Annotated in this window: 14 protein-coding genes and 2 pseudogenes; 9 read left to right on the forward strand and 7 right to left on the reverse strand. The window is 55.7% G+C overall.

Annotated features, from left to right (window positions below; translation table 11 throughout):
• Window positions 1-164: 164 nt before the first annotated feature.
• Entirely contained in the window at window positions 165-2,276 is a 2,112-nt protein-coding gene (locus HCF10_RS30795; RefSeq protein WP_167657077.1) for a TonB-dependent receptor family protein, read from the reverse strand.
• Window positions 2,277-2,515: 239 nt separating this feature from the next.
• Here HCF10_RS30795 and HCF10_RS30800 point away from each other — a divergent pair, with 239 nt between their 5' ends.
• A complete protein-coding gene (locus tag HCF10_RS30800) occupies window positions 2,516-3,217 on the forward strand; it encodes a helix-turn-helix domain-containing protein (protein ID WP_237683215.1) in 702 nt (233 codons plus the stop codon).
• 234 nt (window positions 3,218-3,451) lie between these two features.
• Here the strand turns inward: HCF10_RS30800 and HCF10_RS30805 are convergent, their stop codons facing one another.
• Both HCF10_RS30805 and HCF10_RS30810 read right to left on the reverse strand, forming a co-directional pair.
• Window positions 3,452-3,721, reverse strand: coding sequence for a hypothetical protein (locus HCF10_RS30805; RefSeq protein WP_145338427.1), 270 nt, complete (start codon window positions 3,719-3,721; stop codon window positions 3,452-3,454).
• Window positions 3,722-3,845: 124 nt separating this feature from the next.
• Window positions 3,846-4,595, reverse strand: a complete 750-nt coding sequence (locus HCF10_RS30810; RefSeq protein ID WP_065941790.1) for a hypothetical protein — start codon at window positions 4,593-4,595, stop codon at window positions 3,846-3,848.
• A gap of 517 nt (window positions 4,596-5,112) precedes the next feature.
• Here HCF10_RS30810 and HCF10_RS30815 point away from each other — a divergent pair.
• On the forward strand, window positions 5,113-6,069 hold the full coding sequence (locus HCF10_RS30815; protein WP_131698020.1) for a hypothetical protein: 957 nt from the start codon (window positions 5,113-5,115) through the stop codon (window positions 6,067-6,069).
• Window positions 6,070-6,165: 96 nt separating this feature from the next.
• Here HCF10_RS30815 and HCF10_RS30820 read toward each other — a convergent pair whose 3' ends face one another.
• From HCF10_RS30820 to HCF10_RS30830, 3 genes are read right to left on the reverse strand one after another with little or no spacing between them, the layout of a single operon-like run.
• On the reverse strand, window positions 6,166-6,372 hold the full coding sequence (locus HCF10_RS30820; protein WP_337782824.1) for a hypothetical protein: 207 nt from the start codon (window positions 6,370-6,372) through the stop codon (window positions 6,166-6,168).
• Window positions 6,373-6,402: 30 nt separating this feature from the next.
• On the reverse strand, window positions 6,403-6,687 hold the full coding sequence (locus HCF10_RS30825; protein WP_167657078.1) for a hypothetical protein: 285 nt from the start codon (window positions 6,685-6,687) through the stop codon (window positions 6,403-6,405).
• 30 nt (window positions 6,688-6,717) lie between these two features.
• A complete protein-coding gene (locus tag HCF10_RS30830) occupies window positions 6,718-7,614 on the reverse strand; it encodes a hypothetical protein (protein WP_167657079.1) in 897 nt (298 codons plus the stop codon).
• Between the two features lie 606 nt (window positions 7,615-8,220).
• Here HCF10_RS30830 and HCF10_RS30835 point away from each other — a divergent pair.
• From HCF10_RS30835 to HCF10_RS30850, 4 genes and pseudogenes are all read left to right on the forward strand, one after another.
• Entirely contained in the window at window positions 8,221-8,943 is a 723-nt protein-coding gene (locus HCF10_RS30835; RefSeq protein ID WP_237683216.1) for a metallophosphoesterase, read from the forward strand.
• Between the two features lie 70 nt (window positions 8,944-9,013).
• Complete coding sequence (locus tag HCF10_RS31620) at window positions 9,014-9,166, forward strand: hypothetical protein (protein WP_167657080.1); 153 nt, start codon at window positions 9,014-9,016, stop codon at window positions 9,164-9,166.
• 104 nt (window positions 9,167-9,270) lie between these two features.
• A pseudogene (locus tag HCF10_RS30845) lies at window positions 9,271-9,759 on the forward strand (Na+/H+ antiporter NhaA); the annotation flags it as partial.
• A 253-nt stretch (window positions 9,760-10,012) separates the two neighbouring features.
• Window positions 10,013-11,467, forward strand: coding sequence for a TrkH family potassium uptake protein (locus tag HCF10_RS30850; RefSeq protein WP_131698023.1), 1,455 nt, complete (start codon window positions 10,013-10,015; stop codon window positions 11,465-11,467).
• Window positions 11,468-11,972: 505 nt separating this feature from the next.
• On the opposite strand, the gene HCF10_RS30855 is transcribed toward HCF10_RS30850, so the two are convergent.
• Complete coding sequence (locus tag HCF10_RS30855) at window positions 11,973-12,758, reverse strand: substrate-binding domain-containing protein (protein WP_145338425.1); 786 nt, start codon at window positions 12,756-12,758, stop codon at window positions 11,973-11,975.
• Between the two features lie 212 nt (window positions 12,759-12,970).
• Between HCF10_RS30855 and HCF10_RS30860 the strand changes: the two genes are divergently transcribed.
• From HCF10_RS30860 to HCF10_RS30870, 3 genes and pseudogenes are all read left to right on the forward strand, one after another.
• Window positions 12,971-13,648, forward strand: coding sequence for a response regulator transcription factor (locus HCF10_RS30860; protein WP_131698026.1), 678 nt, complete (start codon window positions 12,971-12,973; stop codon window positions 13,646-13,648).
• Window positions 13,626-15,035, forward strand: a complete 1,410-nt coding sequence (locus HCF10_RS30865) for a sensor histidine kinase (protein ID WP_167657081.1) — start codon at window positions 13,626-13,628, stop codon at window positions 15,033-15,035. The genes HCF10_RS30860 and HCF10_RS30865 overlap by 23 nt, the downstream gene beginning before the upstream one ends.
• 195 nt (window positions 15,036-15,230) lie before the next feature.
• Window positions 15,231-15,482 (forward strand): annotated as a pseudogene (locus HCF10_RS30870) (D-alanyl-D-alanine carboxypeptidase family protein); the annotation flags it as partial.
• Window positions 15,483-15,606: the final 124 nt, after the last annotated feature.

Raw genomic sequence — 15,606 nt, forward strand, 5'->3', positions numbered from 1 at the left:
TGGGGGACTCTTGGTTCCAGGGCATGATCAGTTACCTCCTGATCATGCGTATTAGCCTGTAAACCATGTCCCCGGTTAGAAATGTAAACGATGTCCCCGGTTTGTACCGGGGCAAGCCCCCTCCCACCGTTTGATCTCCAGGCAGCAGGTACCTGGATGTCCTCTTAGCGCCAGCTCCACGACACTCCGGTGTAGATCCCGCGTCCATCGGCCGGTGTGGAGCGTGCGACATCCAGACCCTTGTCGTCGTAGCCCGGCGTGACGGTGTTGGCGTAGCGGCGGTTGGTGAGGTTGCGCAGGTCGACCCAGGCTTGCCAGTCCTGCTTGGGTGCGTCGTAGCCAAAGGTGGTGCCCAGGAGGGTGTAGGACGCGGCGTAATAGGAATTAGCGTAGTCCACCGCCACCCGTGAGGAATACTCGGCGTTGAGGCTGGTGTAGAAACCGGTCGGGTGGCTGTAGCGCAGTTGCGCCTGATAGTAGTGCTTGGGGATGCCCGGCAAGCGGTTGCCACCGAAACGGTCGTCGTCGCGGTAGTGGAAATCGCTGAAGGTATAGGCCTGGCGCACATCGAGCTTACCGCTGCGACCACCGTCCCACAGCGGGCTGAGCAGGCCCAGTTCCACGCCCTGGTGCACGGTGGGGCTGGCGTTGGACTCGGCGACGATGGCATTGCTGGTCGAGGTCTGGGCCTGGGTTTCCACGGTGAGCAGTTCGTGACGCACTTCGGAGCGGTACAGCGCCAGGTCCCACTGGCCGAGCCATGCTTCGCCACGGCCACCGATTTCCAGGGTGGTGGCGGTCTGGTTTTTCAGGCTGACGCCTTCGCGGGCCAGGCCTTTGGCTGCACCACTGGCAAAGTATTTGTTGGAACCCCAGATCATCGACCATGCGTGCGGTGGCTCGACCGAACGGCTCAGGTTGCCGTACACCTGCAACCGCGGGTTGAAGTCATAGCGCAGGCCGATGCGCGGTGCGTAGTCCCAGTCATGCTGGCTAAGCGGCGCCTGGCCTTCGGGATAGGTGACCTGGGTTTCACGGCGGGTGTAGATCGCGGCCAGGCCGGTGGTCAGCCACAGGTCCTGGACCAGCTCCAGGTCGTTACCGATATGCAGCACGGTGTCGGAGCCCAGGTAGCTGTAGTCGCGGGTCTTGGTGCCGGGGGCGTAGGTTGCGGTGTTGCCGGCTGGCGTGCGCACGTATTCCGATGCGCCGTTATTGGGCATCGCCTGGGTGGTGCGCAGGCCGAGGGTGGTTTTGCTGTCGTGGCCGAAAAACGTGTCCTGGCGGATGTAATTCAGGGTGCTGCTGATATCGGTGTAGGCCACCTTGAGGCGGTTGGTGCCTTCGCGCAGGTCCATCGGGTAATCGTGGTACGCCAGCCCGACTTCCAGGCGCGAGCTGTCATCCAGCTGCAAGGTGGTCTTGTTGGCGATCCAGGTGGAGCCCGGTTGCAGGCGCTTGGAATCACGGGCGGCGTTGAGGCTGTTGGCGGCGCGCGGGTCGTGACTGATCTGGGCGCGGGTGAGTTTGCCGGGGGTGTCGTTGGTGGTTTCGCGGTAACGGAAATAGAAGCGGGTTTCCAGGTCCGGGTTGAAGCGGTAGCCGAAGTTGGCGGCCATGCCTTTGCCGGTGGCGGCGCTCTGGCGCTGGTAGCCGTCGGATTCCGAGTCGGTGAGGCTGATGTAGTAGTCGGCATCCCCCAGCACCTGGCCCGAACTGATCTCGCGCTGGGCATAGCCACGGCTGCCGGCTTCGTAGCGCACTTGCAACGTGGGCGCGTCGTAGCCGGTATGGGTCACGTAGTTGACCGCGCCGCCCAGCGCCAACGCGCCCCGATCGACGCCATTGGCACCGCGCAGCACCTCGACGCGGCTTTGCCACAACGGGTCCTTGAGTTCGTAAGGGGTGCCGCCGGGGCCGGTCAGCGGCAAGCCATCGAACATTTCGTACAGCCCTGAAGCATGGGCACCCGGGCTGCGGTTCAGGCCAGAACCGCGAATGGACAGCTTCACCCCTTCATTATTCGCCGCCTTGGCGTACACCCCCGGCTGGTACTTGAACACGTCTTCGTTGGTGCTCACCCGCCCCTGCTGCACGCTGCTCATGTCGATGTAATTGGTGGCGCCGGGCACGCTCTTGAGCTGCGCCTGAGCCACTTCGCCGGCGCTGGCCTCCGGCGTGGTGACTTCGACCGGCGCCAATTGCAGGTCTTCGGAGTGCACCAGCGAGCTTAACGTCAAGGCGGCAAATAGGAACGGAGGTGGGCGCAGCAGCATGGGCGGATCCTTGGAATTCGGGGGCGTGAACGGCTGGGCCATCACGCGAACAGTGATGGGAAGGCAACGATGCTCGCCAAGTCACGCCTTAATAACGGACCAGCCCCTTCCCACAACAGCATCAGACCGGATTTATTTTTTAAGTCCAAAATCGAATTAATACATGCAAGCTCAGTATTTAAGGAAATAACCAGTACGTATTACTTTGGGTCATCGAGTCACCTATGAGATCGCCTCCCATGCCTGCATCCTCCACCGTCATCGACTTTACCCTCCATCGCAAACGGCACTTGTCACTGGATGCCCTGGCACGCGCCTGCGGCGTGAGCCGGGCGATGCTGGCACAGGTCGAATCCGGGCGCAGCGTGCCGTCGATCAAGGTGTTGTGCAAAATTGCCAAGGGTCTGAAGGTGTCGGTGGCGGCGTTCCTGGAAGATCGCGCGTTCGAAGGGGTTGAAGTGTTGCCGGCGCAGCAGAGCAAACGCCTGGTGAGTGCCGATGGCGCGTTTATCAGCCAGGCGCTGTTTCCCTACGATACGGCGCGCCAGTCCGAGTTCTATGAGATTCGCCTGCGGGCGCTTGGGGAGGAAGTGTCCAAAGGCCACGGGCCGGGCATCCAGGAAAACCTGGTGGTGGCCCAAGGTGTGCAGGAAGTCAGCGTCAATGATGAACGCTACCTGCTGTCCACCGGCGATTCAATCCTGTTCTACGCCGACCAGCTCCACCGCTACCGCAAATCCGGCAGACAGCGAAGCCGTGGCGTTCCTGGTGATCACCTACCCAGAGCGGCTGGATTAATCACGCAAAAAAACGCCCCCGACTTATCGGGGCGTTTTTTATGGCGCGGGACCTGTCAGCAGGTGCAGCACATCATCGGCATCATTGGCATGGAGGTGTTCATCGGCATCTGCATTGCATTCATCATGTTCGAAACTCCGTAATCGACAGGAAATGGCTAGGTTCTGACGCCGATTCCAGAGAGGCCGGAGGGCTGCGCAAGACGCCGGCAGAGCAGCAGGAATGGAGGTTCCCAGGGATGCTTAGTCGAACAAAACAGCTGTACCAGGCGTGATGACGATCAATCTGACGCTATTGCGCCACTTATATCCGCTACATGACGTTAATAGACGTCATGGGTATTCGATTGAGGAATCTCGTCCAATCTTAAGGAATGACTAGGCGTTGGGCTTCTCCAGAGACTGCATCAATTCATCGGCCTCCGACCCCGGTGGCAACCTGAACCCATGCATTTCATCAGCGGCAAGAATTTCACCCAGAGCGGTGAGCAACTGCGCCTCTGTCGGCGAGTCTCGCAGCAGTTTATGCGCGGGCAGCAACAACTCGGAGGGAACGCCCTGAACGCTTGCGGCGTCGATCACAGCGAAGAGGATAAAGCGCAGGCGTATTTCGCGGTCCGTCGGCCACGCTGTTTTTCGCTTACCCAAGGTAGGGCCTCGTTTTTTCAGAAAAATCCGAGGCTATTGTGCACAGACAGGTGTTTCAAGTATCGGGATGCAAGATAGGCAGACTCCTACATCCAAAGGAGAAACAGCATACCGAACAACCCAATTACTGCACCGGCAGGAAATTCATCAACAACAGGCTTTGTGCATAGTTAAGCCCAATACGGCGGTAGCGCTCATCGAGCATCTGGGTCAACAGGTCAAGGCGCGCAACAATCTTGCCGAACTCGACGGCGAAACTCAGGTTGCTGCCCTCCTCCGAGATCTCGTTGGAAAACAGGAGCAGGACGCCATTTGCATCCTGGCGCTTGCTGAGCAACCAGGTGGCCTTCTCGATGTTGCGCGCGGCGTTGCTGACGAACTGCGGGTTGATCGAGTCGGTAATGTAGAACTCGGTACGCCCACCGTGGGCGGTCACGATCATGCTGCCGATGGCATAGATAAAGGCACCGACCCGGTCGCCCTGAAACTCAGGGCTCAAGGAGTAACTCAGCGCCGCCAGGTCGCGACGCTCCCCGAGTGCGGGCAATGAGCGGCGCTGCTCAATGGCCAGGCGGATCTCCCGCGCAGCGCTCACCGCATCCGGATAACCCGACTGGCGCCACTGGTTGGGGTTGCGCAGATAGAGCTTGTTCATGAGCAAATACAGGCTTTGCAAGTTATCGCGCATGCCCAGAGTCGCCATGCGATCGACACTGGTCTGGAAGAACTCATCAGGTTTGCCGTTGCTGAACTGCTTGGCTATGTCCCGACCCTGCTGTTGGGTGCAGCCACTGGCGCAGAGCATTAACACCACGGCCAGCCACAGTGGCCGACGCACTCGTCGAGTCTTGAATAAAAGTAACGTGCGAGCCATCGGCACCCGATCTGGTTCTTTCGCCCGCGCGGGAAATCGGCAGGGCTGGGACAAAGATAGATTGGAGAAATGAAAAAAAGTGCGATGGGCTGGGCAGATAGTTGTAAACAGTGCCTGGCGGGCCATGGGTCGGCAAAGTCGTGAAAGATTCGTTTCAGGACCTATACTCGATAGTTGCGAGTGTTGTCGACGCTCCAGGGAGGACTTACATCGCATGCGGCACGCTCATCCGCAACCGTACAGGAGGGTAGCGTAGATGAAACATCCCATTCGAGCTCAGATTTTTGTGCAAGTGATTTGCCTGCTTTCGGTGGCTCAGCTGTTCTGCTGAGCCTTGCGTCACTGCCGTTGAAATCAGCTGCGATTGCGGCCGGATGGGTCGCGCGCTTTATTTGGGGCCCATAAACTCAAATCACACCTGCCGCGCCCGGGTCGCAGACGGGGATTACGCTTGATAGGATGAGCCCCACTCAACTGCCGTTTCAATCAGGAGTCATGCGTGGGTAAAGGAATAAAAATGTCGTCGGCATTGGATGCGCTGGGCCATCCGCACACTATCGAGGCACTTCAAACGCTCAGCGATCGTAACCGCACTATTCCATCGCTGGTGTGTGACGGCGGCAACTGCCGTGCACCGGTGCGCTTTGTGCCGCGCGGACTCGTCAACCGGGCGGGAAAGGAACCATACGACCGCGCCGCCTACATCGGGCTGACTGCCGGCCGTGACTCCGACCACAAACCCGGGTGCAAATACGACGCCATCGGCCAGTTGAAAATTATCGTCGCGGCCGAGTCCGATCCCGACTTTATCGGAGCGCTCAACGCCGGCGCTTCCGAACTGCGCCTGTTACTGCTGCACAATAACCTGGGTGGCAAATCACTCTCTGGTGCTCAGTTTACGACTTCAGCAACGGAGGGCTCTGCCACGCAGAGACAGCCCAAGCTATATCAGCCAAGCGGCAAAAAACTTGCCAGCTACCTGCGCACTACGGCTGATCTGCTTAAGCTGCGTGAGCGGTGCGAAGCGGATGATGAACTGGCTCAACACCTGGTACTGCGCTTTGGTACTAAGAAAATTCGCTGGTCAGACTTTTTCTTTGAAAAAAACCGCTACGAAGATGCATGGCGAATGCTGGAACGCCTGGGGAGCGAGTGCCACCCCTTCGCCGTGGTGGGCACGGTCGACCGGGTTTACGTGCCAGATGAAGGCAGCGGCCGGGTCATGAGCTATCTGAATCTCACGGCTAAATACGAACGGCCCGACGCGGAAAATGTGACAAGCGTCTTCAAGGTCAGTGTTGGAGATAAAGACGGCGAGTGGCTGCAGACGCTGGTCAAAGGCACAGAAGTCATCGTATTTGGCGTGTGGAGCAGTGGCTCGCCGGAAAAACGAGCAAGCGGATCGAAAATCTACCTGAATCACACGCTGACGTTGTACACCAAGTTCAAGGAGCAGTTGGTGGTCGTGGCGTGAGAGGTGCCGTCACAGACGGGCACAGACTCACACCACGCAGGCGTATAGCTTGGCTGTAGGGACTCTATTCGCATGCGTGTGTCATTTGTCCAGGTTCTATAGTTCGTGCATCCGCTCCCCTATCAGTCCCCGCAACCACTCGGCATGAAACGCCATTTCGTCCAGGGAGATACCCTCACCCAATTGATAGTCGAACACCTTGTCCTTCGGTCCCTGACACACGACGCGGAAATGCCCATCGCGATCAAACCGGGCGAGCACGTAGGGGCAGACGTAGATGATGTCGCTAAATGGCACACGCACTTCGCAGGCCCTGCCGAGCGGTCGGTAGCCTTACTTGAGCAGGGCAATCACCGTGCAGACAAGCATGATCGCCAGCGCCGGCCACTGCATGGGCATGAAAAAGAAGTGATGGCGCACGCCATCTTCATGCACCTGCCGGTTCAGGACAAAGCCCAGCACGGTGTTGATGCCCGAGCCAATCCCCAGGCCCATCAACAGTTGCATCAGTGAGGTATTGCCGGGTTTGACGCTGGGGTCGGGCCATAACCCCATCAGCAACAACACCATGGCCACCGGTGTGAACAGCGTCAGCCAGCCTGCGCCGCGATAGATCATCGTTTAATACTCATCTTTGATGCTGCCGGCTCACGCCAGCTCGCGTTTTTGTTCTTCAGCCGCAAACACGGCATCGAGGGTATTGAGGAACAGATCGTGGCTCAGAATGCCGGTGGCGATGGTCGACAACACGGGTTTGCCGGTCTCGTCCTTGATCACCACCTTTTCAGTCCAGGCATTGAGGTCGACGGTACACAACGACGACATCGGCACCTTGCGCCCCTGGTATTCGAGGAAATCCTGGCTCACCACAATCGGCGTCGTGGTGATTTTGAGGAAGTTGCCGGTGACGCGCTTGCCCCAGACCTGCCCGGAGCTGATGCAATTGAACCTGACCGCCCCGCCCGACTCCAACGTCGCCATCACCTCCCGCAGACGTGCGCGTACGTGCAACTCACGAACCAACTCCTGGAAGTCGTGAAAGCCCTTGAGGCTCTCGATCACTCGATGAAACGGCTCGCTGGCATTACGACGGTAGGCCAGGTTGGTGATCATGCCGGTCAGCACGGTTTGCCCGGAGCCAAATAGATACAGGTCGTCAATCTCGGCAAAGGCGGTGTATTCCCGCTGATCGTTGATGATGCGCTCGATGCCGTGCTCATACACTGCGTAGCGCGGCGCACGCAGTTTCCTGTGCCAGGCGTAAGCGGCAAATACACCAAGCCCGAGAACGGCCAGCAAAGCGCTGGTGGCGTAGATCAAGGTATGGGGGTCACTGAAACTGAAGGCCATGCCACGGGACGTTTGGAGACTGACCGGCCCCTCATTGCCCGGTGGCAGGATCGTGCCCAGATACAACACAAACCCGGCGAGACCTAACAACACAACGCCAAATATCAAACTGAAAATCAGAAAACCCTTGCCGTGACGGAAACTGGCGATCAGTTCGCCGGTGGCGGAAGGCGCTTGGGAGGGGGATGACTGCATAAAGCTTACGTCCTTGTAATGGGTAGCGCGCGCCGCGGTTTACGCAGAGCCGATTGAGCCGTGCCCCCATTGGGCAGGCTTGGCACAGCAGGTTGGAACATGGCTAATTAACATCGTTCCTTGTGCGTAGGGGTTAATGCGGACGGGTTCACATAGTTCGCGGCACTGGGTTGGTTTTTTGCGCGAGGAACAGTGGACTGCCCCCGACACCGTAGATATCTCCAGCCTATGGAAAAGCTTGGAATTGCGCGGACTACAGTTCAGAAGTATTGGAATACATAAGCCTGCAGAACATCAGCAATCCTGCAATTTACGCAAATCGATGTTTATGGCGCGCCCTCTCGGGTCGGCTGTCGTAAACCATGCCATGGCTGACGCCAAGTCATGGCTCTTGGGCTTCCATCCTCGCGCCTCCGGCCTTACGGGCCTGCGCGCTCCGCTTGCTCTGGTCATTTCAATCGACGGAAGAAACTCGGGATGCCTCAGCCCTGCGCACTGGAGTGTAGTCATCCTGTCTGTCCATATTTCTGTTGGAAGGTGCGGTCGCTGGGTGGACAATACGGGTTTGGTCACCCGGTGGCTGGCCATTGAGGAAGGAACCCGCGCATGAGTCAGAAAGTTCTGAGGCTTCCCCGGAACGAGGTAGGTCGCGACTTCGTCGTCGGTGACATCCACTTCAAGACGATTGACCTCCATAAAGGATTGTTGAAGCTAGGTTTCGACAAGGCAATCGACCGAGTCATCGGGGTGGGTGACCTCATAGATCGCGGGCCGGGAGTCCTCGACGGGCTGAAGCTTCTTGGTGAGCCGTGGTTCTTCACTGTTCAAGGTAACCATGAGCAGATGCTTATCAATGCTTACAGGGAAAATCCCAGCGCTCGTTACGTAGCTCATGGTGCAGGCTGGTGGTCGACCATAGCCGACGAATCGAAGGAGATGATAATTGGAAAGCTTGAGAGCCTTCCATCCGTCATTGAAATCGAGTCGCCTCTCGGCTTGGTTGGAGTTGTTCACGCGGACATTCCTGCTGGGATGTCATGGGTCGAGTTCACTCGAGACATATCAATCCCTGCTGTCGAAGAGATCGCGCTATGGGGGCGCGAGCGGATCAAAAAGCACCATCGAGAAGGTGTCAAAGGAATCTGGCGTGTGTGCACGGGGCACACCTGGATTCCAGAGCCTATTCGGCTAGGGAACGTTCTTGCGCTTGATTGCACCGGAGGGGGTGAAGGGTCACTAGCTGTATATTGCGTTCAGGCGGACACGATTTATGTGGAGGGGCGCCCCGTGTCAATTGACCAATCGCGAACCACGTGCCCATTGTGGTGAGTGCCTGCTTTCGAAAGATCCCGACGAAGCCGGTTGGAAAGTAAGCCGGTCAGCCCCTAAGGAGCCACGAATGGATGCCATTTGGCGCGTGCCGGGCAGAGCCTATCAAGTCGCTCGTTATCCTGAGCGCCTGCTCATTGAAGAGCGCGCCGAAGCTCTCTCAGCCGCAGGCTATCCGCTGCCAGGTGATGATCCGGCCATGTGTACGCTGAGCAAAGGCTGAAAGCTGCCAGAGCGGCAGCTAGTTCATCCCAGGTAGGTAGCGTTAGCGAAAACACTGCGGCTGAGCTCTCCGCAAGAGAGGTATCCCAGGCACTGAGGGAGGCGATTTTTGTTCCTGCGCTGATCTACATCGCAATCAACTGGGGTAATTCCGAGACCTTGAAGGGCTGGGCTATCCCAGCCGCTACCGACATCGCGTTCGCCCTGGGCGTCTTGTCTTTGCTGGGTAAGCGAGTCCCGACTTCGCTGAAGGTTCTCCTCGCCGCCTTGGCGATCATTGACGACCTGGGTGCTGCGATCGGCTTGTTGGTGGGCAAGCAGATTGGCATCTTCCTATTGGCTGCTCTGGCTATTCGTATGGGCTTGGCCAAACTGCCGGAAGGAAGTAGCTGGACTCAGCTTTACGGCGTAGCGCTGCTGTGCGGCATTGGCTTCACCATGAGCCTATTCATTGGCAACCTGGCGTTCGCCGGATCAGCTCACTTGATTGATGAGGTCAAAGTCGGAGTGTTGATCGGCTCGATTCTGGCCGCGATTGCTGGTGTTCTGGTGCTGCGCCGCAGCAGCACAGAGGGGGAAGTCGCTTCCATGTAAATCATATCTGAAACCGACACTCAGGGAACGCGTTAGCTGCAAGATAGGGCTACCTGAACTACACTGAATTTGCTGAGGGATCAGCCCCATCCGAAACACAAAGTGCCCGGCCTTGCGCCGGTTTTTTTGTTTCTGTAATTCTGGTATGGCCGTGCCTTGGCTTCCTGATGGACTAAAAAATTTTACGGAAAATTTACGGGGCTAAACGGTTGGTCGTCCGATACTGCCCGGCGCTAATTTGGCAGGCTATTTTATGTCCCTCGCAACAATGCGGCTTATCGGCTTCATCTTAGGCATTTTTCTAGTTACTCTCGCTGTGAGCATGGTTATACCCATGATTACGCTTGTGGCCTATGAGCGTAGCGACGATCTGTCTGCCTTCCTCTGGTCGAGCTTTATTACGTTTATCTGCGGCCTACTGTTGATCGTGCGGGGGCGGCCAGACGCTGTCCACCTTCGCCCTAGGGATATGTACCTGCTGACGACTGGCAGTTGGGTGGTGGTATGCACCTTCGCAGCGTTGCCGATGGTGTTCATCAGTGGCATCAGCTACACCGACGCTTTCTTTGAAACTATGTCTGGTATCACAACTACTGGCTCAACCGTTTTAAGTGGTTTGGATACCGCGTCTCCAGGATTGTTGATATGGCGTTCGATGCTGCACTGGCTGGGTGGTATCGGCTTCATCGGCATGGCTGTGGCAATACTTCCATTGCTGCGGGTAGGTGGCATGCGTCTCTTCCAGACTGAGTCCTCAGACTGGTCGGAGAAAGTTACACCTCGCTCCCATGTGGCCGCTAAGTACATCCTCTTTCTCTATCTGGGACTTACTGGAGTCGGGGCTCTTGCACTCTGGGTAGCAGGAATGACGCCTTTTGAGGCGGTCAACCACGCAATGTCGTTGATCTCTACTGGGGGATTCTCAACGTCAGACGCGTCACTTGGCCACTGGACGCAGCCGGCGATTCACTGGGTAGCAGTAGTCATAATGATTCTGGGGAGCTTGCCCTTTACCTTGTACGTCGCGACGTTGCGCGGTAATCGCCGTGCGCTGATCAAGGATCACCAAGTGCGCGGATTCGTGGGATTCTTGGTCGTCACCTGGCTGACGGTGGGTACGTGGCTGTGTTTTCACAGCGACTACGGATGGTGGGATGCGTTTCGTATCGTGGCCGTCAATGTGACGTCGGTCGTCACAACCACAGGCGTTGCTGTAGGCGATTACACCTTGTGGGGCAGCTTCGCGGTCTTGCTTTTTTTCTATCTGACCTTTGTTGGCGGGTGTTCAGGCTCGACGGCTGGAGGCCTTAAAATTTTCCGCTTCCAGGTTGCAGGTGCTCTATTAGTGAGTAGCCTGAAGCAGTTGATCCACCCTCGCGCAGTGATTCGGAAAAAGTACAACGGCCATCCAGTTGACGAAGAGATCTTACGCTCGCTTTTGACCTTCTCATTTTTCTTCACCATTACCATCGCAATGATCGCCTTAGGGCTCGCCTTAATCGGACTAGATTGGGTTACTGCGTTAAGCGGCGCGGCTACTGCTGTCTGCAACGTGGGGCCAGGGCTCGGCGAAGTCATTGGGCCTGCGGGCAATTTCTCATCGTTGCCTGATGCAGCAAAATGGCTACTCACCATTGGCATGCTGCTGGGGCGATTGGAGATACTCACTGTACTGGTGCTCATTACGCCGGTTTTTTGGAAGTACTAACATTCGCTCGGCGGTGACGCCGCGTTGGTAATCGTGTTTGTCCAGCCAACAACCAAGGACTGTTGGAGGAAATCCGTTTTTCCGGCTTAAATGACCGCATATCCAGTGTTCAGCCTTACGATTTTGCGGGCACACCAAAATTTGATATTGGGACCACTCCATTTTTCGAGGGCTAGCAATCATCGGCGGTAGAAATTACATTGAGCAACAGAAGTATAAGTAAGCGAGAAATACTCGCCAACGCCGACAGGGGCTAGTAAAGATGGACGCATACCAGCGCCGCCGACGCATCCAATTCTGGTTAGGCTCATTCCCAATGTTAGTAGGCTTTACCATTCTAGTTCTCGCCTTGATTCTGTCTGGCAGAGGTGCCTCGTTGAGCCCTCAAGAACTTGATGGCTTAAGCTTGAGTCAGCAAACGAAATCGCCCCCTCAAATAACCGACCATAAAGCAACTACAATCCTGGCAGTGGCCCAATAGCGAGCACACAGCTCCTAGCAGGGCTCATCGAACAGGTGTTAATCCGCCTAGCTTCATGGCACTCCTAGCGGCTTCTGAGCGGAGGAACTTTAATAGCGTGGCAGCCTCCTCTTGCTGCACGCTGCCCGTGGTGATGGCCGCTGAGTACATTGTCATTTTCTGAACCTGATCGGGGATAAGCCCAATCACATCGATGCCTTCCATGTGCATCAGCTCACTCAATTGTTGGAAGCCTATCTCCGCTTCGCCACGGGCTACTGCTTCTGCGACAGGCTTCGCAGAAATCGTTCTGGTCTTAACCCTCAACCTTTCTGAGATGTGCATTTGAGGGAAGAGAATACGTGACAGGTATGTTCCGCTGGGCGTATCCGATAGAGCCAGAGACTTTGCGTTGAGCAACGTCTTTTTGAAGTTCTTCATGGTGCTTATATCGGGCTTTTTAGCGCCTTTGCGGACGGCCATGGCAATGAACGACTTGGCAAGGTCAATTCGACTCGCTTTTTGCAAATGGCCTTGATCTATAAGCTTTCGTAGCTCCCAGTCCTCCATGATTACAACATCTGCTTTTTGACCACTCTCCAACAGATTTTCGATTGCCGTTGGCGTATTGCCTGTGGGCGGGGATTCTTTAGTTACCAGGCTGATTCCTGTCGTTTTTTCATAAAGGGGGGCTATGGATTGAATCGCCGCGATGAAGCCTCCTGTCGTAAAGAGGGTAAGCGTTTTGGTGGGAGTGGCATCCTGTGCCTCAATGCCATCTGCAAATAGAAACAAGCAAGCCAATGCGAGCCTCAATAAGGTCTTCGTCATGACGGGATATCCTGAATCGAGCGTAGAGATGAGATTTAGCAGTGGGGGCGCGAAAAAATAGGCACCTTTCAAGCAAAGACGAAATTAAGGATGGTTAAGAAATATTTAGTTTACCGTCCGATGCACCCTACCTAGGCTGCACTGATCTTTAAAGCCTACGGCGCTTGGAGCTCGCTTGAGCTTTAGGTTTGCAATCGTTGTGTGGAGTAAAAATGAATCGCGCGCTGGTGATAGAGGACGATGAGGTTACAGCCAAGGCTATTGTTAACACGCTGACCTCCCATGGATTCGAAGTTCTATGGACGGCGAACGGTCGTGATGGATTATCAGCGGCCATTTCTGGTGGCCATGATGTGATAACACTTGACCGGATGCTGCCTGATTTCGATGGTTTGACGATAATTAGTACGCTGCGAAGCCTCGGTATTCAGACGCCAGTCTTGATGATCAGCGCATTGTCAGATGTCGATGAGCGGGTCAAAGGGCTTCGTTCAGGGGGTGACGACTACCTGACCAAACCGTTCTCTACGGTCGAAATGATAGCCAGGGTGGAAGTGCTGCTGAGGCGCCCGCTTGCCGGTGTGAATGAGCGCCTACTATGCGTCGGCAACCTCCATATTGATCTTATTGAACAGTCACTCAGCCGCGAGGGCGTGCAGATCCCACTTCTCCCAACCGAGTTCAAACTGCTCACTTATTTCATGCGCAACGCGGGTCAGCTGGTTACTAGAACCATGCTTTTCCAGGCAGTTTGGGGATATCACTTCGACCCAGGCACGAACATTATTGACGTCCATATCGGTCGCCTGCGTAAAAAAATCGAGGGTGGAAATTCACCCGTTATTCAAACCATACGCGGTTCTGGTTATGTTCTTGCCTCCCAGGAATGAGCGTTGGCGTTCCTCCAATAGCCGCCTTCTTGGGCTCTACGCCTTGTTTTTTATCGCTTGGGGAGCCGTTTTTACAGGTGTGCTTTATTGGAAAATATCAACCTACCTCGGAGCTGTTGCCGAGCGGACATTGATGCAGCGAGCCCACTATTACCAAAAAATAGATGATGCCAGCCTAAAAGACGAGTTGGCCGCTAGTGAGGTGTATTCGACGTCAGGAATCGACGCCTACGGCTTATTTGAAGCTGACGGCACCCATATCGCCGGCGACCTGCTTCGTTTGCGAGCAAGTCTGCCAGGTGACGGCCAGGTACATTATCTCGAGAGGGGATTGAGCATTGCATTGCCACGAGAGCAAACCCGAAGCAGCCATGCACTGATGCAGCATCGTGACGATGGTCGAATTTTGATCCTATCGCGCGATGGGGGCTCTATCTCCGCAGTCGGCGGTATTATCGAGCAAGCATTATTTTGGGGGTTTTCTCTTACCCTTATCCCTGGGTTGATCGGTTGGTGGCTCCTGAGGCGAAGGCCCTTACGTAGGGTACAGCGACTCCAAAGCTGCACTGAAAGTATCGTATCGGGCAATCTCGGCGAACGCCTTCCGCTGTCTCCACGCCGCGATGAACTCGACATGTTGGCCAATGCTGTCAACGTCATGCTCGAGCATATAGAGCAGCTTATGCATGAGGTTAAGGGGGCGTGTGACGGTATTGCGCACGATCTGCGTACTCCCCTGACTCGCCTGCGTGCCCATCTTGACCAGCTGCAGCAGTTACCCCTGGATAGCTCTCATGCAGAGACCTTGAACATGGCACTGGAAGAAAGCGAATCCATCATGTTGCGCTTCCAAGGGCTGCTGCGAATATCTGAACTTGAAGATACGAGGAGAAGATCAGGATTTGAATCTTTTCAACCTGCGGCCCTAATAACTCAGGCGCACGAATTTTTCGAACCGTTGGCACAGGAAAAGGGGCTAACACTGCTCCTTGAGATTTCAGCGGATCTTCCGGCTTTATCGGGTGATGTTTCTCTTCTGTTCGAAGCGTTGGTTAATCTTTTGGATAACGCCATCAAATTTACTCCCGAGGGTGGTGTCATTCACTTTAGGGGTTATCTGGCGGGTAACTCGCTCAATATCGAGGTCTCTGATAATGGCCCTGGGATCCCTGAGGAAGAGCGTGAAAGCGTGATTCGCAGGCTTTATCGCGTCGACTCTACTCGCCAGCAACCTGGGCACGGGTTGGGGCTTTCTCTGGTATCGGCAATCGTTCGGTTGCATGGGTTCGTATTGAGCATCCAGGAATCACCGCGTGGTTGCGGAGCCACGGTCTCGATTATCTGTCCTTTGCCAGAGGTGAAAGCAACCCTTGCCGCGCCAAGTTAAATTTATTTTAACCTGGGTTAATTTGAGCGATCACAAGTCCTAACTTAGTTTGGCGCGTCTTTCTGCTATCCGAGGCGGGCACTTGTGAAACACCCTAAATTGCGGCTTACACTCATTCTTGTGTGTTCTTTTTTGACACCAGCTTGGGCGGCTCCAGTATCAACCCCAAGTCCTGCGTCACCTAATCCGCGAGCGATGATCCCCGCAGCACCGCAACTGAGCGCAAAATCCTGGGTGCTTATGGATGCAGCGACCGGTACGGTTATAGATAGCCAAAACGCTGATATGCGCTTGCCCCCAGCAAGCCTGACCAAATTGATGACTGTTTATGTCGCTACCAATGAGATACAGGCTGGGCGCCTCAAGGTCGACGACCCGGTCACTGTCAGTGAGAATGCCTGGAGAACGGGCGGTTCTAGAATGTTTCTTGATCCAGGTGCCGTTGTGAATCGCCCCGGATTCTGTAGACACCTTGCAAGCTCATTGCGTAACGCTTTTCAAACTCTACCGGTGACAGCTGATTGTTGAAACCATGGCGGCGTTTTACGTTGTAGAACATCTCGATGTAATC

Origin of the sequence: Pseudomonas sp. B14(2022), assembly GCF_012030485.1 — a bacterium.
GTDB lineage: Bacteria > Pseudomonadota > Gammaproteobacteria > Pseudomonadales > Pseudomonadaceae > Aquipseudomonas.

Bases quoted from the DNA above. Each gene is read 5' to 3' on its own strand.
- HCF10_RS30795 (WP_167657077.1), bottom strand. From the start codon at position 2,276: ATGCTGCTGCGCCCACCTCCGTTCCTATTTGCCGCCTTGACGTTAAGC.
- HCF10_RS30800 (WP_237683215.1), top strand. From the start codon at position 2,516: ATGCCTGCATCCTCCACCGTCATCGACTTTACCCTCCATCGCAAACGG.
- HCF10_RS30810 (WP_065941790.1), bottom strand. From the start codon at position 4,595: ATGGCTCGCACGTTACTTTTATTCAAGACTCGACGAGTGCGTCGGCCA.
- HCF10_RS30815 (WP_131698020.1), top strand. From the start codon at position 5,113: ATGTCGTCGGCATTGGATGCGCTGGGCCATCCGCACACTATCGAGGCA.
- HCF10_RS30825 (WP_167657078.1), bottom strand. From the start codon at position 6,687: ATGATCTATCGCGGCGCAGGCTGGCTGACGCTGTTCACACCGGTGGCC.
- HCF10_RS30830 (WP_167657079.1), bottom strand. From the start codon at position 7,614: ATGCAGTCATCCCCCTCCCAAGCGCCTTCCGCCACCGGCGAACTGATC.
- HCF10_RS30835 (WP_237683216.1), top strand. From the start codon at position 8,221: ATGAGTCAGAAAGTTCTGAGGCTTCCCCGGAACGAGGTAGGTCGCGAC.
- HCF10_RS31620 (WP_167657080.1), top strand. From the start codon at position 9,014: ATGGATGCCATTTGGCGCGTGCCGGGCAGAGCCTATCAAGTCGCTCGT.
- HCF10_RS30850 (WP_131698023.1), top strand. From the start codon at position 10,013: ATGTCCCTCGCAACAATGCGGCTTATCGGCTTCATCTTAGGCATTTTT.
- HCF10_RS30855 (WP_145338425.1), bottom strand. From the start codon at position 12,758: ATGACGAAGACCTTATTGAGGCTCGCATTGGCTTGCTTGTTTCTATTT.
- HCF10_RS30860 (WP_131698026.1), top strand. From the start codon at position 12,971: ATGAATCGCGCGCTGGTGATAGAGGACGATGAGGTTACAGCCAAGGCT.
- HCF10_RS30865 (WP_167657081.1), top strand. From the start codon at position 13,626: ATGTTCTTGCCTCCCAGGAATGAGCGTTGGCGTTCCTCCAATAGCCGC.